Origin of the sequence: Micromonospora sp. NPDC051925, from assembly GCF_044548625.1 — a bacterium.
Classification (GTDB): domain Bacteria; phylum Actinomycetota; class Actinomycetes; order Mycobacteriales; family Micromonosporaceae; genus Micromonospora.
On sequence record NZ_JBIUCH010000001.1, the window covers coordinates 1 to 25,736 of the forward strand.

General features: G+C 72.5%; 26 protein-coding genes, 1 tRNA gene, 2 pseudogenes and 1 riboswitch. Of the genes and pseudogenes, 25 read left to right on the top strand and 4 right to left on the bottom strand.

Annotated features, from left to right (window positions below):
- Positions 1–80 precede the first annotated feature (80 nt).
- The 7 genes and pseudogenes from ACIG87_RS00005 to ACIG87_RS00035 form a co-directional block, all read left to right on the top strand.
- A pseudogene (locus ACIG87_RS00005) lies at positions 81–515 on the top strand (4Fe-4S dicluster domain-containing protein); the annotation flags it as partial.
- Positions 512–1,696, top strand: a complete 1,185-nt coding sequence (gene nrfD / locus ACIG87_RS00010; RefSeq protein WP_396846619.1) for an NrfD/PsrC family molybdoenzyme membrane anchor subunit — start codon at positions 512–514, stop codon at positions 1,694–1,696. The pseudogene ACIG87_RS00005 and the gene nrfD, both read left to right, overlap by 4 nt.
- A 45-nt stretch (positions 1,697–1,741) precedes the next feature.
- Positions 1,742–1,837 (top strand) — tRNA-Sec (locus tag ACIG87_RS00015).
- Between the two features lie 62 nt (positions 1,838–1,899).
- The gene (gene selA / locus ACIG87_RS00020) at positions 1,900–3,198 is read left to right on the top strand and encodes an L-seryl-tRNA(Sec) selenium transferase (RefSeq protein ID WP_396846620.1); all 1,299 of its coding nucleotides are present in this window, start codon (positions 1,900–1,902) and stop codon (positions 3,196–3,198) included.
- A gap of 1 nt (position 3,199) precedes the next feature.
- Positions 3,200–4,954, top strand: coding sequence for a selenocysteine-specific translation elongation factor (gene selB, locus ACIG87_RS00025; RefSeq protein ID WP_396846622.1), 1,755 nt, complete (start codon positions 3,200–3,202; stop codon positions 4,952–4,954).
- Positions 4,955–5,019: 65 nt separating this feature from the next.
- Entirely contained in the window at positions 5,020–5,217 is a 198-nt protein-coding gene (locus tag ACIG87_RS00030) for a hypothetical protein (RefSeq protein ID WP_091240450.1), read from the top strand.
- 129 nt (positions 5,218–5,346) lie between these two features.
- Entirely contained in the window at positions 5,347–5,520 is a 174-nt protein-coding gene (locus ACIG87_RS00035; RefSeq protein ID WP_396846624.1) for a hypothetical protein, read from the top strand.
- Positions 5,521–5,528: 8 nt separating this feature from the next.
- Here the strand turns inward: ACIG87_RS00035 and ACIG87_RS00040 are convergent, their stop codons facing one another.
- Entirely contained in the window at positions 5,529–6,185 is a 657-nt protein-coding gene (locus tag ACIG87_RS00040; RefSeq protein ID WP_396846625.1) for a hypothetical protein, read from the bottom strand.
- A 140-nt stretch (positions 6,186–6,325) separates the two neighbouring features.
- Here ACIG87_RS00040 and ACIG87_RS00045 point away from each other — a divergent pair, with 140 nt between their 5' ends.
- Positions 6,326–6,526, top strand: coding sequence for a hypothetical protein (locus tag ACIG87_RS00045; protein WP_396846626.1), 201 nt, complete (start codon positions 6,326–6,328; stop codon positions 6,524–6,526).
- Positions 6,527–6,645: 119 nt separating this feature from the next.
- On the opposite strand, the gene ACIG87_RS00050 is transcribed toward ACIG87_RS00045, so the two are convergent.
- Both ACIG87_RS00050 and ACIG87_RS00055 read right to left on the bottom strand, forming a co-directional pair.
- Positions 6,646–6,855, bottom strand: a complete 210-nt coding sequence (locus ACIG87_RS00050) for a phosphatidylethanolamine-binding protein (RefSeq protein WP_396846628.1) — start codon at positions 6,853–6,855, stop codon at positions 6,646–6,648.
- Positions 6,856–7,039: 184 nt separating this feature from the next.
- Positions 7,040–7,921, bottom strand: coding sequence for a universal stress protein (locus tag ACIG87_RS00055; RefSeq protein ID WP_396846629.1), 882 nt, complete (start codon positions 7,919–7,921; stop codon positions 7,040–7,042).
- A gap of 233 nt (positions 7,922–8,154) precedes the next feature.
- On the opposite strand from ACIG87_RS00055, the gene ACIG87_RS00060 reads away from it, so the two are divergent.
- From ACIG87_RS00060 to gcvP, 16 genes and pseudogenes are all read left to right on the top strand, one after another.
- Complete coding sequence (locus ACIG87_RS00060; RefSeq protein WP_396846631.1) at positions 8,155–9,330, top strand: PP2C family protein-serine/threonine phosphatase; 1,176 nt, start codon at positions 8,155–8,157, stop codon at positions 9,328–9,330.
- A 47-nt stretch (positions 9,331–9,377) separates the two neighbouring features.
- Entirely contained in the window at positions 9,378–9,845 is a 468-nt protein-coding gene (locus ACIG87_RS00065) for a MarR family winged helix-turn-helix transcriptional regulator (protein WP_396846632.1), read from the top strand.
- Positions 9,846–10,132: 287 nt separating this feature from the next.
- Positions 10,133–10,777 carry a CDP-alcohol phosphatidyltransferase family protein gene (locus ACIG87_RS00070; RefSeq protein WP_396846634.1) on the top strand — a complete coding sequence of 215 codons (645 nt, stop codon included), beginning with the start codon at positions 10,133–10,135 and terminating at the stop codon, positions 10,775–10,777.
- Positions 10,774–11,727 (top strand): DUF881 domain-containing protein, encoded by a 954-nt coding sequence (locus ACIG87_RS00075; RefSeq protein ID WP_396846636.1) that lies wholly within the window; start codon positions 10,774–10,776, stop codon positions 11,725–11,727. The genes ACIG87_RS00070 and ACIG87_RS00075 overlap by 4 nt, the downstream gene beginning before the upstream one ends.
- The gene (locus ACIG87_RS00080) at positions 11,724–12,056 is read left to right on the top strand and encodes a small basic family protein (protein ID WP_067311500.1); all 333 of its coding nucleotides are present in this window, start codon (positions 11,724–11,726) and stop codon (positions 12,054–12,056) included. The genes ACIG87_RS00075 and ACIG87_RS00080 overlap by 4 nt, the downstream gene beginning before the upstream one ends.
- 9 nt (positions 12,057–12,065) lie before the next feature.
- Positions 12,066–13,031 (top strand): DUF881 domain-containing protein, encoded by a 966-nt coding sequence (locus ACIG87_RS00085; protein WP_396846638.1) that lies wholly within the window; start codon positions 12,066–12,068, stop codon positions 13,029–13,031.
- A 54-nt stretch (positions 13,032–13,085) separates the two neighbouring features.
- The gene (gene gcvH / locus ACIG87_RS00090; RefSeq protein WP_396846639.1) at positions 13,086–13,466 is read left to right on the top strand and encodes a glycine cleavage system protein GcvH; all 381 of its coding nucleotides are present in this window, start codon (positions 13,086–13,088) and stop codon (positions 13,464–13,466) included.
- A gap of 220 nt (positions 13,467–13,686) precedes the next feature.
- Complete coding sequence (locus ACIG87_RS00095; protein WP_145919984.1) at positions 13,687–14,139, top strand: FHA domain-containing protein; 453 nt, start codon at positions 13,687–13,689, stop codon at positions 14,137–14,139.
- A gap of 50 nt (positions 14,140–14,189) precedes the next feature.
- Positions 14,190–14,885, top strand: a complete 696-nt coding sequence (locus ACIG87_RS00100) for a MerR family transcriptional regulator (RefSeq protein ID WP_396847558.1) — start codon at positions 14,190–14,192, stop codon at positions 14,883–14,885.
- A gap of 181 nt (positions 14,886–15,066) precedes the next feature.
- On the top strand, positions 15,067–15,531 hold the full coding sequence (locus tag ACIG87_RS00105) for a bifunctional nuclease family protein (RefSeq protein WP_396846641.1): 465 nt from the start codon (positions 15,067–15,069) through the stop codon (positions 15,529–15,531).
- 187 nt (positions 15,532–15,718) lie between these two features.
- Positions 15,719–16,333, top strand: a complete 615-nt coding sequence (locus ACIG87_RS00110) for a MerR family transcriptional regulator (protein ID WP_396846643.1) — start codon at positions 15,719–15,721, stop codon at positions 16,331–16,333.
- 372 nt (positions 16,334–16,705) lie between these two features.
- Positions 16,706–17,932 (top strand): nitric oxide synthase oxygenase, encoded by a 1,227-nt coding sequence (locus ACIG87_RS00115; RefSeq protein ID WP_396846645.1) that lies wholly within the window; start codon positions 16,706–16,708, stop codon positions 17,930–17,932.
- Positions 17,933–17,934: 2 nt separating this feature from the next.
- The gene (locus ACIG87_RS00120; protein ID WP_396846646.1) at positions 17,935–19,164 is read left to right on the top strand and encodes a globin domain-containing protein; all 1,230 of its coding nucleotides are present in this window, start codon (positions 17,935–17,937) and stop codon (positions 19,162–19,164) included.
- Positions 19,161–19,811: pseudogene (locus ACIG87_RS00125) on the top strand (hypothetical protein). Before ACIG87_RS00120 ends, ACIG87_RS00125 begins: the two are co-directional and overlap by 4 nt.
- A 59-nt stretch (positions 19,812–19,870) precedes the next feature.
- The gene (locus ACIG87_RS00130; protein WP_396846648.1) at positions 19,871–20,755 is read left to right on the top strand and encodes an NAD-dependent protein deacetylase; all 885 of its coding nucleotides are present in this window, start codon (positions 19,871–19,873) and stop codon (positions 20,753–20,755) included.
- 77 nt (positions 20,756–20,832) lie between these two features.
- Positions 20,833–20,930: riboswitch (glycine riboswitch) on the top strand.
- A 76-nt stretch (positions 20,931–21,006) separates the two neighbouring features.
- Positions 21,007–23,829, top strand: coding sequence for an aminomethyl-transferring glycine dehydrogenase (gene gcvP / locus ACIG87_RS00135; protein WP_396846650.1), 2,823 nt, complete (start codon positions 21,007–21,009; stop codon positions 23,827–23,829).
- A 123-nt stretch (positions 23,830–23,952) separates the two neighbouring features.
- On the opposite strand, the gene ACIG87_RS00140 is transcribed toward gcvP, so the two are convergent.
- Positions 23,953–24,153 (bottom strand): DUF5999 family protein, encoded by a 201-nt coding sequence (locus ACIG87_RS00140; protein ID WP_067311530.1) that lies wholly within the window; start codon positions 24,151–24,153, stop codon positions 23,953–23,955.
- A gap of 123 nt (positions 24,154–24,276) precedes the next feature.
- Here ACIG87_RS00140 and ACIG87_RS00145 point away from each other — a divergent pair, with 123 nt between their 5' ends.
- The gene (locus tag ACIG87_RS00145) at positions 24,277–25,470 is read left to right on the top strand and encodes a chorismate-binding protein (protein WP_396846652.1); all 1,194 of its coding nucleotides are present in this window, start codon (positions 24,277–24,279) and stop codon (positions 25,468–25,470) included.
- The last annotated feature ends 266 nt before the right edge of the window (positions 25,471–25,736 follow it).

A 25,736-nucleotide genomic window follows, 5' to 3' on the forward strand; every position in this document is an offset into this window, starting at 1 on the left:
TTTTCCTTGCACCGCAACGGGTTCGGGCGTGTCCGCACCGACCACCACGGCGACCACCCACCGCACTCACGCCGTTACGCGGAAAGGCTCACTGCATCTCCGCCTGCCCGTACGGGGTGATCGACCAGCGTAAGGGCGACGGCCGGGCGTGGAAGTGCACGCTGTGTTACGACCGGCTCGGCGCGGGCCTGACGCCGGCCTGCGCCCAGGCCTGCCCGACCGAGTCCATCCAGTACGGTCCCCTCGACGAGCTGCGGGACCGGGCCGCCCAGCGGGTCACCACGCTGCACGGGCGGGGCGTGCCGGAGGCCCGGCTGTACGGTCACGACCCGACCGACGGCGTCGGCGGCGACGGCGCGTTCTTCCTGCTCCTCGACGAGCCCGAGGTGTACGGCCTCCCACCGGACCCGGTGGTCACCACCCGGGACCTGCCGAGGATGTGGCGGCGGGCCGGCCTGGCCGCGCTGGCCATGACGGCGGCGGCCGTCGCCGCGTTCCTGGGAGGGTCGTCGTGAGCACGGACCGGATTCCGGTGGGGCAGCGGTTCCGCGGCTTCCGCGAGCGGCTGGCCGCCGACGGTGGCTTCCGGTCGGTGCGGTCCTCCGTGCGGCTCGGCCACGGGTCGAAGGTCGGTGGGGGGCCCGCCGGGGGCCCGCGGCCGGACGCCGCCCCGGTCGTCGTACCGCCCCGTGACGTGCCGCGGGGGGACCGGAGGCGCGGCGGTGGACGTGGTCGGCGCGGCGGCGAGGAGCTGCGGGTTCCGGAGGCGGAGTTCACCTCCTACTACGGTCGGCCGATCCTCAAGGCCCCGGTGTGGCGGTGGGACATCGCCGCGTACCTGTTCACCGGCGGGCTGGCCGCCGGGTCGTCGCTGCTGGCCGCCGGGGGACAGCTCACCGACCGGCCGGCGTTGCGTCGGGCCGGCCGGGTGACCGCGCTGGGCGCGGTCACCGCCAGCGCGTACTTCCTGGTCAACGACCTGGGCCGGCCGGCGCGGTTCCACCACATGCTGCGGGTGGCGAAGCCGACCTCGCCGATGTCGGTGGGCACCTGGATCCTCACCGCCTACGGTCCGGCCGCCGGGCTCGCCGCCATCGCCGAGGGCGCACCGCTGCTGCCGACGCGCGGCGTGTTCGGCCTGGCCCGTCGGCTGCTGCCCCCGACCGGGCGGGTCGCCGGGCTGGCCGCCGCCGCCGTCGCGCCCGCGCTGGCCACGTACACCGGGGTGTTGCTGGCCGGCACCGCCGTGCCGTCGTGGCACGAGGCGTACCCGGAGCTGCCCACCATCTTCGCGGGCAGCGCGCTGGCCAGCGGCGCCGGCGTCGGGCTGATCGCCGCGCCCTGTGCCCAGGCCGGGCCGGCCCGCCGGTTCGCGGTGGCCGGGGCCGCCCTGGAGCTGTGGGGCGCCCACTCGGTGGAGACCCGGCTGGGGCTGCTCAGCGAGCCCTACCGGGCGGGCACGGCGGGTCGGTTGCTGCGCGCCGGTCGGCTGCTCACCGCCGCCGGGGTGGTCGGCGCGCTGGTCGGCCGGCGCAGCCGTGCCCTCTCCGCGCTGTCCGGCACGGCGTTGCTGGCCGCCTCGGTGGCCACCCGGTTCGGCATCTTCCACGGCGGGGTGGCCTCGGCGCGGGACCCGAAGTACACGGTGCTGCCGCAGCGCGAGCGGATCCGCCGCCGGGAGGCCGGCGAGGTCTGACACCTCACCGTACGTCCGGCCGGTGGCTGTGGTTGACTCCGGGGCGGAGGCGTTCAGGTGGCTGGTGCCCCTCCCAGTCTTCAAAACTGGTGTGGTCCGGGATCCGGGCCAGGCGGGTTCGATTCCCGTCCGTCTCCGCCAAGGACCACCGGTGTGCCGACAGCTACCGGTGCAGCCGACAGTCACCGGGGGAGTGGACACGCATGGGCCAGGCGTCGGTCGACCCGCGACGGCGGGTGCCGCGTACCGACCTCCTGCTCGCCGACCCGGCGCTGGCCGCCGCCGTGACCCACCTGGGCCGGGAGCGGGTCAAGGCCGCCGTCGTCGCCGCCCAGCACCGGGCCCGGCACGGTGAGATCACCCCCGACGAGGTACGCGACGCGGCGCTCGCCGGGCTTCCCGCGCCGACGCCCCGGGCGGTGCTCAACGCCACCGGGGTGGTGCTGCACACCAACCTCGGCCGGGCCCCGCTGTCCACGGCCGCCGTCGACGCGCTGGTCGCCGCCGCCGGCTGCACCGACGTGGAGCTGGACCTGCGGACCGGGCGGCGGGCCCGCCGCGGCCGGGACGCGCTGGACGCGCTCGCCGTCGCGGTGCCGGACGCCGCCGCCGTGCACGTGGTCAACAACGGCGCGGCGGCCCTGGTGCTCGCCGCGACCGCGTTGGCCGCCGGCCGGGAGATCGTGGTCAGCCGGGGCGAGCTGGTGGAGATCGGCGACGGGTTCCGCCTGCCCGAACTGCTCGCCAGCACCGGCGCCCGACTGCGCGAGGTCGGCACGACCAACCGCACCACCCGCGACGACTACGCCCGGGCGGTCGGGCCGCAGACCGGTTTCGTGCTCAAGGTGCACCCGTCCAACTTCGTGGTCACCGGCTTCACCTCCGCCGTCGGCGTCGGCGAGCTGGCCACCCTCGGGGTGCCGGTGGTGGCCGACATCGGCTCCGGACTGCTCACCGCCGACCCGTTGCTGCCCGCCGAGCCGGACGCCGCCGGCACCCTGCGGGCCGGGGCGCACCTGGTCACCGCCAGCGGGGACAAGCTGCTCGGCGGTCCGCAGGCCGGCCTGCTGCTCGGTGCCGCCGACCTGGTCGACCGGTTGCGTCGACACCCGCTGGCGCGGGCGCTGCGGGTCGACAAGCTGACCCTCGCCGCGCTGGCGGCCACCCTGCGGGGGCCGGACACCCCGACCCGGGCCGCCCTGCACGCCGACCCGGCGGTGCTGCGGGAACGGTCCGAACGGCTGCGCGACGCCCTCGGTGTCGAGGGCCGCAAGGCCGAGGTGGTGCCCAGCGTCGCCGTGGTCGGCGGGGGCGGGGCACCCGGCGTCGAGCTGGACTCCTGGTCGTTGAGCCTGCCCGAGCGGTACGCCGACCCGCTGCGGCAGGGCGACCCGCCGGTGCTCGGCCGGGTGGTCCGGGGTCGGCTGCTGCTGGACCTGCGCTGCGTTCCCGCCGCCGCCGACGACGCGCTACGCGACGCGGTGCTGCGGGTGGCCGACTGAGATGCACGTCGTCGCTACCGCCGGGCACGTCGACCACGGCAAGTCCACCCTGGTCCGGGCGCTGACCGGGATGGAACCGGACCGGTGGGCGGAGGAGCGCCGCCGGGGGATGACCATCGACCTCGGTTTCGCCTGGACCACCCTGCCCGGCGGTGGCACGATCGCCTTCGTCGACGTGCCGGGGCACGAGCGGTTCGTGCCGAACATGCTCGCCGGGGTGGGGCCGGTGCCGGCGGCTCTGGTCGTGGTCGCCGCCGACGAGGGTTGGATGCCGCAGTCGGCCGAACACCTGGCCGCCCTGCACGCCCTCGGGGTGTCGTACGGGCTGCTGGTGGTGACCCGGGCGGACCTCGCCGATCCGGGGCCGGCGCTGGCGCAGGCCCGCGCCCGGATCGCCGCGACGTCGCTCGGGGCGGTGGAGTCGGTGGCGGTCAGCGCCGTCACCGGTGTCGGCCTGCCCGAGCTGCGCGCCGCCCTGGACCGGCTGGTCGGCCGGCTGCCCGCGCCGACGCCCGACGGGCCGGTGCGGCTGTGGGTGGACCGGGCGTTCACCATCCGGGGCAGCGGCACGGTGGTCACCGGCACCCTCGGCGGTGGCGGGCTGCGCGTCGGTGACCAGGTGGAGCTTGCCGCGACCGGGGAGCTGCTCCGGGTTCGTGGCCTGCACCGACTCGGTGTGGCCGAGGAGCGGGTCGCGGCGGTGGCCCGGGTGGCGGTCAACCTGCGCGGGGTGCCCAGGGACCGGCTCGGTCGGGGTGACGCGCTGCTCACCCCCGGCCGGTTCCATCGGACCGACCTGCTGGACGTGCGGCTGGCCGGTGATCCGGCCGGTGACCTGCCGGCCACGTTGACCCTGCACGTCGGTTCGGCGGCCGTGCCGGCCCGGGTCCGGCCGCTGGGCGGGGACACCCTGCGGCTGCGGCTGGCCCGCCCGCTGCCCCTGTTGATCGGGGACCGGGCGCTGCTGCGCGATCCGGGTCGGCGGCACGTCTGCGGTGGGGTGACCGTGCTGGACGTGGCGCCGCCGCCGCTGACCCGGCGGGGTGCCGCCGCCGCCCGTGCCACCGTCCTCGCCGGCCTCGACGGGTGCCCCGACCTGGCCGGCGAGCTGCGCCGCCGCCGGCTCGTCCGGGCCGCCGAGCTGACCCGGATGGGGGTCACCGGGCGCGTCGCCCCGGTCACCGGGGACTGGCTGGCCGACCCCGGGCACTGGCGGTGGCTGGGCGTGCGGCTGGTCGAGGAGGTCACCGCCTGGGCCGGTGCGCATCCGCTGGAACCGGGCGCACCGGTGGAGGCGCTGCGACAGCGCCTCGGCCTGCCCGACCGGGCCCTGGTGGAGGCGCTGGTCCGGCCACCGTTGACGCTGCGGGCCGGGCGGATCGGCACCGGTGCGTCCGACGGGCTGCCCGAGCCGGTGGCGCGGGCGGTCGACCGGGTCCGCCGCGAGTACGCCGGCAACCCGTTCCGCGCGCCGGAGGCCGACCGGCTCACCGCCCTGGGCCTCGGCCCCCGGGAGGTCGGCGCCGCCGTCCGGGCCGGTGCGCTGCTGCGGCTGGCGGAGAACGTGGTGCTGCTGCCCGGCGCGGCCGACGAGGCGGTACGGGTGCTCGCCCGGCTGCCGCAGCCGTTCACCCTCAGCGCCGCCCGGCGGGCACTGGACACCACCCGTCGGGTGGCGGTGCCGCTGTTGGAGCTGCTGGACCGGCGGGGGGTGACCCGCCGGCTGCCCGATGACGCCCGCGAGGTGGTCGGCTGACCGGTCGGCCGGGGCGAGGTGGTGAACCGCCCTCCCCACGGTCCCCGGTCGCCTACCGTGACGCCATGGACCCTTCGGCGGTCTGGCGGGACCGGAACCATCGCTGGCGGATCGAGGCGTACCGGGCCCCGGACCTGCGGTTCGCCATCTTCGCCACCAACGGTCCCACCGAGTCCGCGCCGCTGTGGTTGTTCGGCATGGCCGCGCTGGCCCGCTGGTTGATGACCCACGCCATCTCTCTCGACGACCTGGAGACCGACTGACGCCCCCACCCGGGGCTGTGGACCGAGACCCGCCTGCCCGGGGTGTCGCCCGGAAGGGGGAACCGCGCACGATAAGTCCTGTTCGTGGTGTTTGGTGCTCGTACCGTGCGGGGCGTGAAGGACCGAGGAATGCGGACGTTTCTGGCGGTGCTCGCCGGTCTCGCGGTGATCTACTTCGGGGTGACCGGGCGCAGCTCCACCGAGGAGGGTGGCGGTGTCTCCGGCGGGGTGGTGCTGCTGGCCCTCCTGGCCGCCCTGTTGGTGTGGCACCTGACCAAGCCCGGCAACAAGCCGGTCGACTGACCTGTCGATCAGCGGGTCGCGGCGGCCGTGCGGGTCACCTCACCCGCCGACTCCTCGCCGAGGGCCACCCGTACCAACGCCGACGCCAGCCGACCGAAGTCCGTCTCGGCGACCAGCCCGGCCAGCCCGTGCGGGTCGGCCGGCAGCCCCAGCCGCTTCGCGCCGGCCAGGGTGCGGCGGTCGGCGTACGGTCGCACGTCCGACCAGACCGTCTGCGCCTCCCGGAGGAAGATGTCCGCCCCGGTCGGGCCGATGCCGGGAAACTCGGTCAGCCGTCGCCGCAGCGCCGCCGGCTCGCCCCCGGTCTCCCGGTGCAGCCGCCGCAGGTCACCGTGCCAGCGGTCCAGACACAGCCGGGCGCCGGTGCCCAGCATCGTCGCGGTCCGTTCGTCGTAGCGGCGGTAGTGGCCGCGACCCAGCGCGTCGACCCGGTCCTGCCAGCGCGACGCCTCCATCGCCTGCGGGGTACGCCAGCCGGCGGCGAACAGCTCCCGGGCGGCGGCCACCGCCACCTGGGCCCGGATCCGGGTGCTCAGCAGTGTGGTGAGCACCAGCAGCTGATAGAGCGGACCGGGCCGGTCGGCCACCGTGATCCCGGCCTCCTCGGCATAGGTGCGGCCCTGCCGGTCCAGCAGCGTCCGGGCCACCCGTCGATCGTCCCCCATCACCCGGTACTACCCGTCCTGCCGGGCCTCAGCCCTGCCGCGGGGGTCGAGATGTGCGGGGGTCGCATGCGCCCCGCGGTGGCGGGTAACCGCATCCCGGGCGCGGAGCATCCGTGCCCGGGAGCCGGAGGGAGACACCCGTGACGAACGTGCAGCAGCCCGAGATGCGCCGCAACGGGAACAACCCGACCGTGCAGGACAGCAAGGGGCCCGGCCCGGCTGGTCATCCCGCCCACCGGGGCACCTCACCGGGTGACCGGGGTCGGCGGACGCCCCGCGGCCAGGCGTCCCCGTACGGTCCGGGCGGCCGGACCGCCGACGACGACAGCGACCGGGGCTGACCGCCCTACGGTGGGGCGGTCGCCACCGGATCCCGGTGATGACCGCCCCACCGTGAGCCCACCACCGGGCGGCACGCCGTCATCCGTCGGTGGCGGGCGTCAGCAGGGGTTCCGGAGCCTCACTTCGGGTCGCCGGGTTCGCGTTCACCCTTGGGGCCGTAGGTCCGTTCACCCCGGACCACGCCGCGCTGGCCGCGGTCCTCCTGGAGAATCCGGTTGGCCACCTGGTTGGCCTTCTGGTCGGATGCGCGTCCCGACTGCTCGATCAGGTCACGTAGCCGTGCCCGTTCCTTGTCGTACGCGTTGCTTCCCGGCCGTGGTCCTGGCATCGCCGCCTCCTCGGTCCGTCCTCGCGACTGCGGTACCCGCGCCGACTACCCGTCTGCGACCCACCCAACCGCGCCGGTACGGCCACCCGAAGCACCGGCCGGGTCCGCCTCGTCCGGCGGTCCGGCCACGCTCGCCCCGATCCGGGGCCGGTTCCCTGCGCGGCCAGCCGTGGGCCGGTTCCCCTCAGTCCGGGGTGCGGACCACCGCGACCGGGCAGGCGCTGCGGTGCAACACCCCGTGACTGACCGAACCGAGCAGCAGCCCGGCCAGCTCGCCGTGGCCCCGACCGCCGACCACCACCAACCGGGCCCGACGGGACGCCTCGGTGAGCGCGGCGACCGGCCGGGCATGCACCGGCTCCCGGTCGATCGGGACGTCGGGGTGTCGTTCGGCGAGCCCGACGAGGCTCTCGGCGAGCACGGCGTCCTCCTCGTCGCGCAGCAGCGCCTCGTCGTACACCAGGGGTTGGATGTCCCCGGGGCGGGTGGCGGCCGGATGGGTGTAGGCGCGCACGGCGCGCAGCCGTACCCCGAGCGCGGACGCCTGCGCGGCGGCGAACTCGACCGCGCCGAGGGACGTCGCCGAGCCGTCGACGCCGACCACCACCGGGCCGTCGGCGTGTTCCTCGCCCCGGGCGACCAGTACCGGACAGTCGGCGTGCGTGGCGACCTGGATCGCCACCGAACCGACCACCAGGGCGGTGAACCCGCCGAGGCCCCGGTCGCCCACGACGATCATCGCCGCGGTGGGGGACTCACCCAGCAGCACCGCCGAGGCCTCGCCGTCGATGATCTCACCGGTCACCCGGATTCCGGGGCTGGTCGCGAGGGCCTCGGCCACGGCTGCCTCGACCAGGTTCTTCGCCTGCTGGCGCAACCCGCCACCGGGCGGGTTGCCGGCCAGCGGATCGATCGGCGCCCGCAGCAGCGGCCAGATGAAGCCGTGCACCACCCGCAAGGGCAGGTGTCGACGGGCCGCCTCCGTCGCGGCCAGTCGCACGGCGCGCAGCGCCGGCTCCGAGCCGTCCACGCCCACCACGACCGCCGCGCCGTTCGACGAGTTCACCCGCGCACCTCCTGCCCGCGCCAGTATCCCGGCCGGGCGGGGGTCGGCGGGCCGATACCGCGACCGTGGCCGGTACGACTGCCCCGCCCGCAGGGAGCGCCGGTGCCGGCGGGGTTCGACGCCCGGCGAGCGTGCCGAACACGGCCGCCCGGGGCCCGGGTGGCCCGGGGCCGGGCCGGGTCGATCCCTCCGTATGATGCTTGCCCTGTAGCAAGAATCTCGGAGGGACGAACATGCCGGATGCGCTCGCAGCGATGTCGCGTGCGCTACGTGAGGCTCCACCCGACCAACTGGTGGAGGCCGTCGACCGGGCCCTCCGGTCCGCGTTCGCCGCGGTGCGGGTCGACGTGTTCCTGGCCGACTATCGGATCAGTGGGCTGTGGTCGGTGCTCGACCCGGAGCTGTCCGCCGGTTCCCTCAGCGACCAGGGTGCCGCGCAACGCTGCTTCAGCAGCCAGCAACCGGTGCTCGACCCGTACGACGGCACGCACTGTCGGGTGTGGGTGCCGCTGACCGCCTGGGGGGAACGGCTGGGGGTGTTCCTGGTCGAGCTGACCGACAGCCCACCGCGCCCGACCGTGGAGCTGATCGCCGATCTGGCCGTCGACCTGGCCACCACGTTGCGGGCCGCCGATCGGGAGACCGACCGGTACCGACGGACGCGACGTCGGGAACGGCTCAGCATGGCGGCCGAGATGCAGTGGGACCTGCTGCCGGGGCGCAGTGTCACCCACGAGGCGTTCCTGCTGGCCGGGCAGCTGGAACCGGCGTACTCCGTGGGCGGTGACCACTTCGACTGGTCGGTCGACCCCGGACGGCTCACCCTCACCGTCCTCAACGGCGCCGGGACCGGGCTGGCCGCCGCGATGCTCACCGCGCTCACGGTCAACGCGATCCGTAACGCGAGGCGTTCGGGCGGCGGTCTGGTGGAGCAGGCCGAGCTGGCCTCGGACACCCTGTTCTACCAACATCGGGGGCAACGGCACGTGGCGACGTTGCTGCTGTCGGTGGACACCGCCACCGGTCGGGCGCGGGCGGTGGATGCCGGTTCGCCGCGTGTGCTGCGGCTGCGGGGGACCACCGTGGAGCGGATCGACCTCGAACAGCAACTGCCGCTGGGTATGTTCGCCGAGACCCGGTACACGGTGCAGGAGTTCGACGTGCTGCCCGGCGACCGGCTCTTCGTGGTCAGCGACGGCGTGTACGACGCGCAGCCCGGTGGCCAGGAGGCCTACGGTGAGCGGGCCATGGCCCGGTCGATGCGGTCGACTCGGCTGCAACCGGCGACGGAGGCGGTTGGTACGGTGATGCGCGAGCTGTTCGCATATCATGCCGACACCGATCTTCGTGACGACGCCGTCGTCGTGTGCCTGGACTGGTGCGGGCCCGGCGGGCGGCGCGAACGATGATCGGCCGTCAGCGACACACGACAGCGGACAATCGCAGGGGACAGTGGGTGGATCGACCTCCGGATCTTGCCGCGGCGATCGATGCCGCGGCCGAGGCGTTCGTCGGTGTGCTCGATTCCGCCACCTCCCGACACCAGGTGACGGTCCCGCCGACCCAGTTGCGGGTGCTGGCCTTGATCAAGGACCGACCGGAGACGAACGTCAACGGGCTGGCCGAACTGCTGGACGTGGTGCCCTCGTCCGCCAGTCGGCTCTGTGACCGGCTGGAGGCCACCGGCCTGCTGCGCCGGACCCCGGATCCCCGGGACCGGCGCGAGGTGCGGCTGGTCCTCACCGCCGCGGCGGTGACCCTGTTGGCGGAGGTGCGGGAGCGGCGGCACCGGGCGGTGCAGGCGGTACTGGACCGGATGCCGCCGCGGGCCCAGCACGAGTTGCTGTTGGCGCTGGTGGCCTTCGGTCAGGCGGCGGCATCCGGTGCCCCGACGCCGCAGACGGACGCCGCCCGTACCGCCTGACCCCTTGCCGACGCCTCCACTCCGGCACCGACAGTGTCCTAGGATGCCTTACCGGTGGTGACACAGACCACAACACGCAGAAACCACCAGCCCGAACGCGCCCCGCCGGACGACCCGAACGGGCCCGATATAGTGGCTGCCGGCCCGGGATTTCGACCATCCCGGACCACATCAGGGGGAGGTCCCGGCCGGGATCACCGAGGCGCCGGCACTCCGCCGGCCCGGTAGCGCGCACGGCTGACCGTGGCCCACACGGGCACCCGGATCGTGCTGCGGAGGGAGGTTCGGTGTCACGTCGGCCGGCTCGGGCAGAGCATCCGCGTGAACCGGGCGGTGACACCGCCGCGACGGACCGGGTGCTGACGTTGCCGAACCTGATCAGCTTCGTCCGGTTGCTCGGGGTGCCCCTGTTCCTCTGGCTGTTCCTGGTCGTGGAGGCGGACGTGGCGGCGATCGTGGTGCTCGCCGCCGGTGGCACCTCCGACTGGGTCGACGGGTGGATCGCCCGTCGACTCGGGCAGGTCAGCCGGCTGGGCGAACTGCTCGACCCGCTGGCCGACCGGCTCTACATCCTCGCCACGCTGCTCGCCTTCACCGCCCGTGAGGTGGTGCCGTGGCAGTTCACGGCGGCGCTGCTGGCCCGGGAACTGCTGCTGCTCGGCTCGTTGGCGGTGCTGCGCCGGTACGGCTACGGGCCGCCGCCGGTGCACTACGTCGGCAAGACCGCCACCTTCCTGCTGCTGGCCGCCTTCCCGGTCCTGCTGTTGGCGTCGGCGACCACGTCGGTGGTGGCGACGACGGCCGCGGCGATCGGCTGGGCGTTGGCCTGGTGGGGTCTGGTGCTGTACTGGGTGGCCGGGGCGATGTACGTGGTGCAGGCGAGCCGGCTGGTCCGTGCGGTGCGCCCGGGGGCCGGGGGAGCCGCCGCGTGAGCGCGCCGCAGGACGGGCCGAAGCCGCCGGTCCGGTTGTTCACCCCGGATTTCCTCACCGAGCTGTTCCAGAATCCGTTGGATCCGGGCTACGCCGACGCGGCGGCCCGTCGGCAGGAGAAGCCCGGGCCGGCCGGTTGGCGGGGTGCCGCCGCGCGGGCGGTGGCGGTGGTGGTGGTCGCCGCGGTGGGTTTCCTGTTCGCGGTGGCGTACCGGGAGACGATGGCCGACGAGCCGAGCCGCAGCCAGGCGCGGGCCGCGTTGATCGCGCAGATCAAGCAGCGGGAGGCGGAGACCGACGAGATGACCGCGCGGGCCGGGCGGCTGCGTGAGGAGGTCGGTCGGCAGCGGGACGCGGCGTTGAGTGGCTCGCAGGCGGCCCGGTTGCGCAACCTGGAGGCGGGCACCGGGCTCGGCCGGGTGCGCGGCGACGGTGTGGTGGTGCGGTTGGCCGATGCGCCCGTGCAGGACGACGGCGCGGTGACCGGTGACTCGGGGGCGGGGCCGTCCCGGGTGATCTACTCGGATCTGCAGAAGGTCGCCAACGATCTGTGGGCCTCGGGTGCGGAGGCGATCTCGATCAACGGTCAGCGGTTGACGGCGACGTCGACGATCCGGTCGGCGGGGGCGGCGATCCTGGTGGACTTCCGGCCGGTGACCAGTCCGTACGAGGTTTCGGCGATCGGACCGCGGTCGTTGCGGGACCGGTTCGACGACAGTCGCTCGGCGTATCTGATGCGTCGGGTGGCCCGGGACACCGGTCTGTCGTTCGAGGTGCGCGAGACTGACGACCTCACCCTGCCGGCCGCTCCGGAGCCGCGGCTACGCTACGCGGAGCCGTCGGTCAGTCCGAGTCCGGCGGCGACGGGTTCGGGTGCTGCTGTCCGTTCGACCGGTCCCGGGCCGTCCGGTCCGGGTTCGTCTTCCCGCCCCTCCGGAGGTGTCCGATGATCGCGGTGCTGGCGCTGCTCGCCGGTGTGGTGCTCGGGATCTATCTTGATCCGACGGTGCCGGCGGCGTTGCAGCCGTACCTGCCGATCGCCGTGGTGGCCGCGCTCGATGCCGTGTTCGGTGGGGTGCGGGCGAAGCTGGACCGGATCTTCGACGACAAGCAGTTCGTGGTGTCGTTCATCTCGAACGTGTTGGTGGCCGGGTTGATCGTGTACCTGGGTGACCAGTTGGGGGTGGGGGGTCAGTTGTCCACGGGGGTGGTGGTCGTGCTGGGGGTGCGGATCTTCGGAAACGTGGCGGCGATCCGCCGGCACCTGTTCCGGGCGTAGGTTTGTGGCGTGAGTGACGAGGATCGGGAGACAGGCACCGGGTGGCCTGAGCCGGCGGAGCCGGTTCGTCCGTCGGGGCCGGCGGGTGAGCCGGATCCGCGGCCGGACGCGCCGGCCCCGGACGAGTTGAGTCCGCTGGTCCCGGATGAGCCGCCGGATGATCATCCCTCGGGTTCCGGTGACGACGGCGGGCCGACGGTGAATCTCGCGGAGGTCGCGTCGTCCGACGCGGAGTCTTCGGCTTCCGAGTCGATGCGGGACCAGCCCGCGTCGTCCGGTCGGAAGGTGTCGTCGGCGGGTGTGATGATCGCGGCGTTGTTGGCGGTGTTGGGGTTCACGCTGGTGGTGCAGTTGAAGACCACCTCGACGGATCCGACGTTGGCGGCGACCCGGCAGGAGGACCTGGTGCGGATCTTCTCGGATCTGGATTCCCGGGAGAAGCGGTTGCAGCAGGACATCGAGGGCCTGGAGGACAGCCAGCGGCAGTTGCGTTCGGGGGAGCAGGGTCGGCAGGCGGCGCTGGAGGAGGCGACGAAGCGGGCCGACGAGTTGGGCATCCTGGCGGGCACGTTGCCGGCGCGGGGGCCGGGGCTGGCGGTGCGGTTCGAGCCGGGTGGCAAGCCGATCCGGGCGGATCGGGTGCTGGACGCGGTGCAGGAGTTGCGGGGTGCGGGCGCGGAGGCGATGCAGATCTCCGGTGGGGATCGGGCGTCGGCGCGGATCGTCGCCTCGACGTACTTCCTGGACGGGGCGGGGGATGTGTTGGTGGTGGACGGGCGGACGTTGACGGGTCCGTTCACGATCACGGTGATCGGTGATCCGGAGACGATGCGTACCGCGTTGAACATTCCGGGCGGGGTGGCCGCATCGGTTCGCGGTGACGGCGGTAACGTGAGCGTCGAGGAGCGTGAGGTTGCCGAGGTTTCGGCGCTGCACGCGCCGTTGAAGCTGGAACACGCCCGTCCGGTCTCCTGACCGGCGCGGCCGCGCCGGGTCGTCCCGGCGCACCGATGGATGAGGGACGCGCTGGTGATTCCTGAGGATCTGCGTTACACCGCCGAGCACGAGTGGGTGGTCGGTGCCGAGGGCGGTAACGTCCGGGTCGGTATCACCCAGTTCGCGCAGGATGCGTTGGGTGACATCGTGTTCGTCCAGTTGCCGGACTCCGGTGTGGTGGTGGAGGCCGGTGAGTCGTTGGGCGAGATCGAGTCGACCAAGAGCGTGTCGGAGATCTACGCGCCGGTGAGTGGGACGGTGTCGGCGCGGAACGAGGCGTTGGGCGATTCTCCTGAGGTGATCAATTCGGATCCGTACGGTGCGGGTTGGTTGGTGGAGATCGCGCCGGCGGATCCGGCGGCGGTGGACGGGTTGTTGACCGCCGACGCGTACCGTGAGCTCACCGAGAGCTGAGTGGTGTCGTGCCGGGCGTGGGTGATGTTCTCCGCGCGTCCGGTTGCCCTGCATTTCGGCGCTGGCTAGGCTCGCCCAGTCGACCGAGAACCCCAAATGGTTGAGCGTTGGGTGATTGCCTTCCTGGGCACGGGGAGCCAGCCGCCGGGTGTGAGATCTGCCCGGCGGCCAAACCCGCCATTATCCTGACGCTGACCGAACTGATCCGTGAGGTGGTCCCATGACGCGCCCAGGCGACGAGTTCCCCCCGCTCGACGTCACTTCGACGCTCAATCTCGGTTCGTTGGACGAAGTGCTGGAGGGTCCGGACACCGATGTGGTGCCGAGTCGGATGTCCGGCTCGTTGCCGCCGGGTATGGCGCTGCTGGTGGTTCGTCGGGGCCCGAATGCGGGTGCCCGGTTCCTGTTGGACCATGATGTGACGACGAGTGGCCGGCATCCGGACAGTGACATCTTCCTGGACGATGTGACGGTGTCACGCCGGCACGCCGAGTTCCATCGGGATGCGGGGACGTTCACGGTCCGGGATGTGGGGAGCCTGAACGGCACCTACGTGAACCGGGAGCGGGTCGAGGCGGCCACGTTGAGCAATGGTGACGAGGTGCAGATCGGTAAGTTCCGGGTGGTGTTCATCGCCGGTCCTCGCCCGGAGGAGGAGGCCGGCCGGGGGTGAACGAGCCTGCGGCCTCCATGTCGTCCGGGGCGGCCCGGTCGCACCCGCTGATGAGTATCGGTGAGGTGTTGGGTCAGCTGCGGGCGGAGTTTCCGGACGTCACCATTTCGAAGCTGCGGTTCCTTGAGGCCGAGGGCCTGGTGGAGCCGCAGCGCACGGCGGCGGGTTACCGGAAGTACAGCTGGGATGATGTGGCCCGGCTGCGGTTCGTGTTGACCGCGCAGCGGGATCAGTATCTGCCGTTGCGGGTGATTCGTGAGCAGTTGGCGCAGTGGGACGGTGACGACGAGGCGTCGGGCCGTCAGCGGCCGACGTTGGTGGCGGTCGGTCCCGGTGGTGAGGTGCCGGGGCGGTCGGCGGAGGAGCCTGAGTCGCAGGTGCGGCTCGGGCGGGCCGATCTGGTGGCGCGTAGCGGGATCGCCGAGTCGACGTTGGGTGAGTTGGAGCGGCTCGGTGTGTTGGTGCCGGATCCACCGGGGTGGTACGACGCGGATGCGTTGATCATCGCGCGGGCGGTGGCGGGGTTGGCGGCGTACGGGTTGGAGCCTCGGCATCTGCGGGGTTACCGGTCGTCGGCGGATCGTGAGGTCGGTCTGTTCGCGCAGTTGGTGGCGCCGTTGGCGCGGCAGTCGGATCCGGCGGCGCGGGCGCGGGCGGCGGAGACGGCGCGGGAGTTGGTGGCGTTGTCGCAGCAATTGCACGCGGCGTTGGTGCGGGTGGGGTTGCGGTCGACGTTGGGTCGGTGATGTGTTCGGTGGTGTGTGCGGAAGGTTCTGCCCCGGGAAGCGTGCCGTAGGCTTGCCGGGGTAACCCCTTTTCTGGCGCGGTGCGTGTGCTGGTGCGGATGGGACGGCCGTGTCGCGGTCCGTGTACCGTGCAGGGATAGGGCGCGGTGCGGGTGTAGGTGACAACGACACGGAGGCGGCGGTGCGCGAGCTGAGCGTGGTCGGGGTTCGGGTGGAGCTGCCCAGCAACCAGCCGATCGTCCTGCTCAGGGAGGTCGAGGGCGACCGCTATCTGCCGATCTGGATCGGTGCGGTCGAGGCCACGGCCATCGCCTACGAGCAGCAGGGGGTCAAACCGGCCCGGCCGTTGACGCATGATCTGTTGCGGGATGTGCTGGCGGCGTTGAAGTCGCCGTTGCGGGCGGTGGAGATCACCGAGTTGAAGGAGAACGTCTTCTACGCTGATCTGTTGCTGGGTGACGGGGTGCGGGTGTCGGCCCGGCCGAGTGATTCGATCGCGTTGGCGTTGCGGGTGGGTGCGCCTATTCGTTGTGCGGAGCAGGTCCTCAGTGAGGCGGGGATCGTGATCCCCGACGAGCAGGAGGACGAGGTGGAGAAGTTCCGGGAGTTCCTGGAGCAGGTGCGTCCGGAGGATTTCGCCGGCTGATCGCCGGGTTCTCGTGGGTGCGGTGCGGGTGTCGCGGTGGCGATGCCGGTGCTCTGGTGTGTCGTCGCGCGGCGTGTCGCGGCGGTTTCTCCGTGGTAACACCTGGGTGCGGCGTTAGTGTTGCCGTGTCGAGGGGTGCATGTCGCGGCAAGCGACGTGTTGCCGCACTGACGGGGAGGTTGTCGGGATGCACGAGCCGCGGGATCCTGAGCCAGGTGTGGAGCGGGGCGAGTCGGGGGCGGTGTCGTCGCCGGTGCCGTTGGACGGTGACGGTGCGGTGGGGTACCGGGGTGTGACGGCCTGCCACGCGGCGGGGATCAGTTACCGGCAGTTGGACTACTGGGCGCGGACGACGCTGGTGGTGCCGAGTGTGCGGGACGCGTCGGGTTCGGGTACGTCCCGGTTGTACTCGTTCCGGGACCTGGTGGTGTTGAAGGTCGTCAAGCGGTTGTTGGATGCCGGGGTGTCGTTGCAGAACATCCGTAAGGCGATCGAGGCGTTGCGGTCGCGTGGGGTGGAGGACCTGGCGGGGATCACGCTCATTTCGGATGGGACGACGGTGTACGAGTGCCGGTCTCCGGAGGAGGTGGTCGACCTGTTGCAGGGTGGCCAGGGTGTGTTCGGTATTGCGATCGGTGGGGCGTTCAAGGAGATTCAGGGTTCGTTGTCGCATCTGCCGGCGGAGCCGGCGGCGGCCGGCGGTGGGGATTCGGTCCCGGCTGCCGGGGGTGTCGCGGAGGGCTCGTCGGATGTGGTGGGTGACGAGTTGGCGGCGCGGCGGGCGCGGCGGCGGGCGGGTTGATCAAGGCGTTTCGGACGCCGCGGCCGGGTTCCGGTCGCGGCGTTTTCGTGTGTGGGTAGTGATTGTTGTCGTATCGACATGGCTCGTGACCTGGGCGGTCCTCTGAGTGGGACTGGGATGTGGGCTTGTCCATTATGGACACTCTCGGGTGGAGTCGTGTTGTTGACAGCTGTGGTTGGGCCAGGAATCCTGTCCAGGGCGATCACCAAAGACATCGACTGGTCACGCTGAGTGACGGTTGGTGGTGGCGTCGAGCTGATGCGTGGAGCATGGTGCGGGGGTCGCATCCGTGGTCCCGCCGAGGACGGGAAACGAACCGAAGTGCACATTGATCACTATGTCGGCCTGGGTTCCGGGTGGGCTGGCGGCGCGGTGGCCGATCACACCACCGGGTCACGTTGCCCGGTCACCGCAGCGCCACCGCCCGGTGAGCCGGCTCACGCCGGTGGGGACGTGGCGGCGGAGGCGGCGGAGTTCCTCGAGTCGTTGCATGCCGAACGGCAGTTGCCGGGGTTGGCGGCACGGCTGGCGGAGGTGCGCGAGGAGATCGCGTTGACCGGTTCCTACCGGCACACCTGGGAGGAGCTGGCGTACGGGGCGAAGGTCGCGTGGCGGCAGTCGGCGCGGTGTGTCGGGCGGGTCCGTTGGGCGGGGTTGCGGGTGCGGGACCGTCGGCATGTGACGACGGCGGCGGGTATCGCCCAGGAGTTGTCGGCGCATCTGGCGGCGGGGGACAACGGGGGCCGCATCCAGTCGGTGATCACGGTGTTCGCGCCGGATCGGCCGGGGGTGGGCCCGCGGGCGCGGATCTGGAACGACCAGTTGGTGCGCTACTGCGGTCATCGGCGCGACGACGGTGCGGTGTTGGGTGATCCGGCGCAGGTGGGGATGGTGCGGGCGGCCCGTCGGTTGGGGTGGCGTCCGCCGCCGGTGCCGGGGCGGTTCGATCTGTTGCCGTGGGTGATCGAGACGGCCCACGAGGCGCCGACGGTGTGGGAGGTGCCACGGGAGTTGGTGCGGGAGGTGGCGTTGAGCCATCCGGATCATCCGTGGTTCGCTGATCTGATGCTGCGTTGGCACGCGCTGCCGGTGATCAGTAACATGCGTCTGCGTATCGGCGGGGTCGACTACAGTTGCGCGCCGTTCAACGGTCATTACCTGGGTGACGAGATCGGGACCCGCAACATGGGCGACCGGGAGCGGTACGACCAGTTGCCGGTGGTGGCGGCGGGATTGGGATTGGACACGTCGCGGGAGGACACCCTGTGGCGGGAGCATGCGGCGTTGGTGTTGAACCAGGCGGTGCTGCACTCGTTCCGGGTGGCGGGTGTGCGGGTGTCCGATCCGCACACCGAGTCGGAGTTGTTCATGAAGTTCTGTGCGCAGGAGGAGCGGGCCGGTCGGCCGGTGCATGGCGACTGGTCGTGGCTCAACGGCAGTGTGGGGTGGGCGGCGTTGCATGCGGTGCACCACCGCTACTACGACACCCGGGTTCCGAATCCGAATCTCTGGCAGACTGACCGCGTTTACGACCCGGATGGTGTGGTGGAGATGACGTTGCGTGAGCGTCATGACGCGGCTCGCGCGCAGGAGGACTGAGCATGGACAACGCGGCGTTGCGCCAGAGTTGGAACCAGTTCTCCGTTGCCGGCCCGGAGGCGGCCAAGTACTTCTATGCCACGTTGTTCGTGGTGTCGCCGGAGGCCCGGTCGATGTTCCCGACGAACATGCAGTACCAGGAGGACAAGCTCCTGGCGGCGTTGGGGCACATCATCACCAGTTTGGACGATCCGGAGGCGTTGACGACGTTCGCGCAGCGGTTGGGCGCCGACCACCGCCGGTTCCACGGCCAGGACCAGCGGGGTAACCCGGTGGCGTTGGGGGAGCGGCACTACATCTGGGTGGGCCAGGCGTTGCTGGCGACGTTGGAGCGTTTCCTCGGCCCGTACTTCACCCCCGCGTTGCGGGCGCAGTGGGCGGCGGCGTACGAGGTGGTGGCGAAGTTGATGCTCGACGGCGCTGCGGAGGCGGAGCGGACGTCACCGCCGCACTGGGAGGCGGAGGTGTTGGCGGCGGAGCGGCGTCGCGCCGACATCGTGGTGTTCACGGTGCGTCCGAACTATCTGTGCAACTACCGTCCGGGGCAGTCGTTGCCGGTGCAGGTGCCGCAGTTGCGGACCTGGCGGTACCTGTCGCCGGCGAACGCGCCGCGGGCGGACGGGACGATCGAGTTCCATGTCCGGGCGGCGGGCCGGTTCTCCACCCATCTGGTGCGCAAGTTGCAGGCCGGTGAGCGGTTGTTGTTGGGGCATCCGACGGGGACGGCGTTGTCGTCGTTCGACCGGTCGCCGCACCTGCCGTTGCTGTTGATCGCCGGGGGGACGGGGTTGGCGCCGTTGCGGGCGGTGGTGGAGGCGGTGCAGCAGGGTGCGGGGCGGCGGACGACCCTGGTGGTGGGTGGGCGTACCCCGGACGACCTGTACGACGAGCCGGCCCTGTCACGGTTGGCGTCGATGCCGGCGTCGGTGGGTTGGCACAACGGTGGGACGGGGTGGTTGCGGTACGTGCCGACGGTGGAGACGGGTTGGGGTTGGTCGGGTGCGATCGGTCGGGCCGGTGACACGGCGGTGCGGTTGGGGCCGTGGGCGGACACGGAGATCCTGGTGTGTGGGAGTCCGGAGATGACCCGGGACACGGTGGCGATCCTGGCCCGTTCGGGTGTGGAGCCGGAGCAGATCCTGACGGAGAGCTATGATCATTCTCTTTATCCGCCGCTCGCCGAGGCCGGTGCCGTGGCCCCGCGCGACTTCAGCTGGACAGGTGCCCGATGAGCGTCGACCACTCCGACCGGGGCGGGTCGCCCCTGCTGGCCGAGCAGGGTGAGGTCGCTCGCCAGTTGTCCGTGTTGGAGGAGCGGCGGTTCCGGGGCAGCCACTGGTTGCCCGCTGACGAGGTCGCGTCGGTGGTCCGGTCGGCGGACGACCGGATCGGGTTGCTGACGGCGGAGTTGGAGCGGCAGCGGCGGGAGAACTAGGGGCTGCTGAGTCAGGTGGAGATGCTGCGGCACGGGACGTTGCCGAGCAACGCGCCGCAGGGGCCTGATCCGATGACGGTCGAGTTGGCGATGCGGGCGCAGGACGAGGCGAACCGGACGATCGGTGAGGCCAGCGCGGAGGGTGCGGAGATCATCGCCGACGCGCGTCGGCAGGCTGCCGAGATCCTGGCCGAGGCGCATCGGCGGGCCGGGGACGTGGGCAGGTCGGGTCAGCTGTCCGGTGGGGGGCCGTCGCCGGAGTTGGCTGCCACGTTGCAGGCGTTGGAGGAGCGGCACGCGGCGGCGTTGGCGGCGGTCGCGGCGGCGCAGCAGCAGCTGAACCGGTGGCAGTCGTACCTGTCGGCGCAGTCGGAGCAGTTGCGTGCGGACGCGGCGGCGGCCGGTGGGGCGAGTGCCCAGCTGCGGGCGGTGCTGGGCGGCTGACCCGGCGGGGCGGGAGGTTCGGGTCGCCGCCGGTGGGGTGGCTGAGGCAGCATGGACGGGTGACGGAGACGATCGACGCGCTGGCCGGCCTGGTCGCCGCCGGTGGTGTCGTGGTGTTGAGTGGGGCGGGGTTGTCCACCGAGTCGGGTATTCCGGACTACCGGGGGCCGACCGGGGCGGCCCGGCGGCACACCCCGATGACGTACCAGATGTTCACCGGGGAGCCGGCGGCCCGGCGGCGGTACTGGGCGCGTAGCCATCTGGGGTGGCGCATGATCGCGCGGGCGGTCCCGAACGACGGGCATCGGGCGGTGGCCCGTTTGCAGGCCGCCGGTCTGGTCGACGGGGTGATCACCCAGAACGTCGACGGTCTGCACACGGCGGCGGGGAGCCGGCAGGTGGTGGAGCTGCACGGCCGCCTCGACGAGGTGGTGTGCCTGCGCTGTGGTGACCGGACGTCCCGGGAGCAGTTGGATCGGCGGTTGGTGGCGGCGAACCCGGGGTTCGACGCGACGGTCGGGGTGGTGAATCCGGACGGTGACGTGGAACTCGACGACGATCGGGTGGCCGGGTTCCGGATGGTCGACTGCACGTGTTGTGGTGCGGGGATGCTGAAACCGGACGTGGTGTTCTTCGGTGAGACGGTGCCCACGGATCGGGTGTCGCGGTGTTTCGCGATGGTCGGTCAGGCGCGGTCGTTGCTGGTGCTGGGGTCGTCGTTGACGGTGCTGTCGGGGCGGCGGTTCGTGGCGCGGGCGGCGAAGTCGGGCATCCCGGTGGTTATCGCCAACCAGGGCGCCACCCGGGGCGACGGGTATGCGACGTTGCGGGTGGACGCCCCGTTGGGGCGGGTGCTGCCGGAGTTGGCCGACCGGGTGGCCGCCCCGCCACCGCCTGTCGGCGGGTCCGCCACGGTGGCGGCGGCCACACCGGTGGCCCGCTGACCTCGGCCCCGGCCGGGTCGGGCAGGGGTACGACATCCGCCGGTAACAGCGGCGCTGGTAGCGTTGACCATGCCGACACCACCCGCGCGGGAGAGATCGCCCAGCAGTATCCGGGCGGCGCCGAAGGGGCAGATTCTCCCCGGAACCTCTCAGGCAGAAGGACCGCGACGGGCAGGCACTGTGGAGCGCCGTCGGGCGTGACTCAGGGGGAGGCCGACCCGTCGACCTCGCCCCCTGTCAGGAGCGCACGCATGACCGTAGAGCAGTTCGCCGACCGGCACATCGGCCCCGGTCCGGACGACGAGCGCCGCATGTTGGAGGTTGTCGGTCACGGCTCGATCGACGAGCTGATGGACGCGGCCATCCCCGAGGTGATCCGCTGGCACGGCACCCTGGATCTGCCGGCGCCGGCCACGGAGCGGGAGGCGATCGCCGAGTTGCGTGCCCTGGCGGCCCGTAACACGGTGGCGGTGTCGATGATCGGCCTGGGTTACCACGGTACGCACACCCCGGCGGTGATCCGCCGCAACGTGTTGGAGAACCCGGCCTGGTACACGGCGTACACCCCGTACCAGCCGGAGATCAGCCAGGGGCGGCTGGAGGCGTTGCTGAACTTCCAGACGATGGTCACCGACCTGACCGGGTTGGCCACGGCGAACGCGTCGATGCTCGACGAGGCCACCGCGGCGGCGGAGGCGATGACGTTGGCCCGCCGGGCGTCGAAGAGCCGCAGCGCGGTGTACGTGGTCGACGCGGACGCGTTGCCGCAGACCGTCGCGGTGCTCGCCGGTCGGGCGGAGCCGTTGGGCATCGAGGTGCGGGTGGTGGACCTGGCCGTCGAGGAGTTGCCGGCGGAGTTGTTCGGGTTGCACCTGCAGTACCCGGGGGCGTCCGGTGCGGTACGCGATCACGCGCCGCTGGTCGCGGCGGCGCACGCGGCGGGGGCGTTGGTGACGGTGGCGGCGGACCTGTTGGCGTTGGCGTTGCTGCGGGCGCCGGGGCAGATCGGCGTGGACATCGCGGCGGGGACCACCCAGCGGTTCGGGGTGCCGATGGGCTTCGGTGGGCCGCACGCCGGCTATCTGGCGGTGCGGGCGGGGTTGGAGCGGATGCTGCCGGGGCGGCTGGTCGGGGTGTCCCGTGATGCCGCCGGCGACCCGGCGTACCGGTTGGCGTTGCAGACCCGTGAGCAGCACATCCGGCGGGAGAAGGCGACCAGCAACATCTGCACCGCGCAGGTGTTGCTGGCGGTGATGGCCGGCATGTACGCCGTCTACCACGGGCCGGACGGGTTGCGGGGCATCGCCCGGCGTACCCATGAGATGGCGGCGCGGCTCGCGGCGGGGCTGCGTGCCGGTGGTGTGCAGGTCGTCAACGTGGCGTTCTTCGACACCGTCACCGCGGTGGTGCCGGGCGGGGCGGCGCAGGTGGTCGCGGCGGCCCAGGCGCGGGGGGTGAACCTGCGGCTGGTCGACGCCGACCGGGTGGGGGTGTCCTGCGACGAGACGACCACCGGGGCGCACCTGGCGGCGGTGTGGGCGGCGTTCGGGGTCGACCCGGTCGACGGCGTCGTCGACGTGGCCCTGCCGGCGGGGTTGGCGCGTACCGGGGAGTTCCTCACCCATCCGGTGTTCCGCAGCCACCACTCGGAGACGGCGATGCTGCGGTACCTGCGCCGGTTGGCCGACTTCGACTACGCCCTGGACCGGGGCATGATCCCGTTGGGTTCGTGCACGATGAAACTCAACGCGACCACCGAGATGGAGCCGGTGAGCTGGCCGGAGTTCGCCCATGTGCACCCGTTCGCGCCGGACACGCAGACCGCCGGGTACCGGGAGTTGATCACCCAGTTGGAGGGGTGGTTGGCGGAGGTGACCGGTTACGACGCGGTCAGTGTGCAGCCCAACGCCGGGTCGCAGGGAGAGCTGGCCGGGTTGCTGGCCATCCGCGCCTATCACCGGGACCGGGGGGACGTGCACCGGGACGTGTGTCTGATCCCGTCGTCGGCGCACGGCACGAACGCCGCGTCGGCGGTGATGGCCGGGATGCGGGTGGTGGTGGTCGGGTGTGACGCCGACGGCAACGTCGACCTGGTCGACCTCGATGCGAAGATCGACAAGCATCGGGACGCCCTCGCGGCGATCATGGTGACGTACCCGTCGACGCACGGGGTGTACGAGACGGGCATCGCGTCGCTGTGCGCGAAGGTCCACGACGCCGGTGGTCAGGTGTACGTCGACGGGGCGAACCTCAACGCGTTGGTCGGGTTCGCCAAGCCGGGCCGGTTCGGGGCGGACGTGTCGCACCTGAACCTGCACAAGACGTTCTGCATTCCGCACGGTGGCGGTGGGCCCGGGGTGGGGCCGGTGGCGGTGCGGGCGCACCTGGCGGCGTACCTGCCGGGTGACCCGGGCGGCGCGCGAACGCAGGGGGCGCCGGCGATCTCGGCGGCCCGGTACGGGTCGGCGGGCATCCTGCCGATCCCGTGGGCATACCTGCGGATGATGGGTGCGGCGGGGCTGACCCGGGCGACGGGGGTGGCGGTCCTCGCGGCGAACTACGTGGCGGTGCGGCTGCGCGAGCACTTCCCGGTGCTGTACGCCGGGAACAAGGGCCTGGTGGCGCACGAGTGCATCCTGGACCTGCGTCCGCTGTCCAAGGCGACCGGGGTGAGCGTCGACGACGTGGCCAAGCGGCTGATCGACTACGGGTTCCACGCGCCGACGATGTCGTTCCCGGTGGCGGGGACGCTGATGGTGGAGCCGACGGAGAGTGAGGACCTGGCCGAGCTGGACCGGTTCTGCGACGCGATGATCGCGATCCGGGCGGAGATCGACATGGTGGCCTCCGGTGGGTGGCCGGCGGGGGACAATCCGCTGGCCAACGCGCCGCACACCGCGGCGATGGTCTCCGGTGACCAGTGGCCGCACCCGTACCCGAGGTCGGTGGGGGCGTACCCGGTCGGGGTGGACCGGCCGGGGAAGTACTGGCCGCCGGTGCGGCGGGTCGACGGCGCGTACGGCGACCGGAACCTGGTCTGCTCGTGTCCGTCGCCGGAGGCGTTCCAGGAGTAGTGAGGCGCGGTGCCGGGGCGGCGGTGTGCCGCCCCGGTGCGGCGACCGGGGGAGGGCAGCCCCTCGTCGGAGGGCTAGCCTGGTACGGCGTGGCCGGGGCCACGCCGACGGACCGTGACCAGGTCAGGCGACGAGGGCGTGCCGGGCCGGTCCGCGGTGCGGGGCGATGGTGCTGCCGTCGGGAAGGAGCTCACCGGTGTCCTCGAAGACGATGACACCGTTGCAGAGCAGGCTCCAGCCCTGCTCAGGGAAGCAGGCGATGACTCGGGCGGCATCCCGGTCGGTCGCTTCGGCGGAGGGGCAGGTGATTTGGTGCTGGCACATCGGGTTCTCCGGACTGTGGGGGCACTGTGTCATGGTTCACATGACCAGTGACGCACAGTACCAAGCTACGGCGCACCGGATCGAGCAGCCTTCCGTCATGTTGCCCCGAAATCCGCTGAACGGATGAGTGGGAATGGTCCACCCGGCCTGGAAACGCTCCCAACGGCGTCGGTCGACGTACCGGGAGTGCCGGCGCGCTGCCGCAGCGTGCTCGTCGAGCGGGAACGCCACACCTGGCGCGTCGCCGACGGTGGTGATCCCGCTACGCTGATCGCCGGGTTCCTCGCCGCGCACGGCCTGACCGTCGACGACCTGACCCGCCCCGCGACCCACCGCGCCGACGGCCCCTGCGGTGCCGCCCTGTTCGTCTCCGCCGCCGCCGGCGCCCTGATGGCCGGCGCACCCACCGGCCCACCGAGCCCGATCCCCGACCTGCCCGACGTCGCCGTGGTGGTCTACGGACACGCCGCCACCGGCACCCGGCCCGCCCCGCCGACGACCGGCAGGCTGCGGTTGGGGCCCTGGCGGGACAGTTGGACCACCGGGCAGCACGCCGACGCGGTCCGGGCCGTCCGGGCCGCCATCGGCCGCGGCGACGTCTACCAGGTCAACGTGGTCGGACACGCCGCCGCCGGGTACACCGGCGACCCCCGTCCCGCCCTGGCCCGTCTCGCCGGGCTACCCGGCGCCCGCTACGGCGGCACCCTGCACGGCGACGGGTGGGCGATCGGCTGCGCCTCACCGGAGACCCTGGTGGCGGTGCACGCCGGCCGGGTCGTCACCCGCCCGATCAAGGGCACCCGCCCGGCCACCGCCGCCGGCCGCCGGGACCTGCTCGCCTCGGCCAAGGAACGCGCCGAACACATCATGATCGTCGACCTGGAACGCAACGACCTGGCCCGGGTGGCCCGCACCGGTTCGGTGACCGTCGACGAACTGTTCGCCGTCCGCCGCTGGTGCGACCTGTGGCAGGCCGAGTCGACCGTGTCCGCGGCCCTCGCCGACGGGATCGGCCTGGCCGACCTGCTGCGCGCCACCTGCCCCGGCGGGTCGGTCACCGGCGCCCCGAAACACGCCGCGTTGGCGCTGATCGCCGCCGTCGAACCCGTCGGCCGGGGGGCCGGCATGGGCGCGTTCGGCTGGGTCGGCCCCGGCCACCTCGACCTGGGGCTGACCATCCGCACCGCCGCCGCCGACGCCGACCGGCTGCACCTGTGGGCCGGCGGCGGCATCACCTGGGACAGCGACCCCGCCGCCGAGGTCGCCGAGGCCGCCGCCAAGGCCGCCCCGGTACGGGCCCTGCTCGCCGCCGACTGACCGGCAGCCCGGGAAACGACCCGGTGGCCGTCCCAGAACAGGAAGCCGACCGCCTGATCTAGGCCCCGCGCTTGGGTCGCTGTCCCAGCCCGCCAAGTATTTGATCTTGCGCTGCGAATGTCGGCCGTCGAGCGTGTCCGTTAGCCGAACCTTCAACGGACACCCCGGCGGCCGTGGCGCGAAAAGCGCCTACCAGCGACGGGTGTTGTCACAGATGGGGTGTCCGGTGAGCTGTCCGGTGATGGGGGGCTATCCGTTACGCTGCG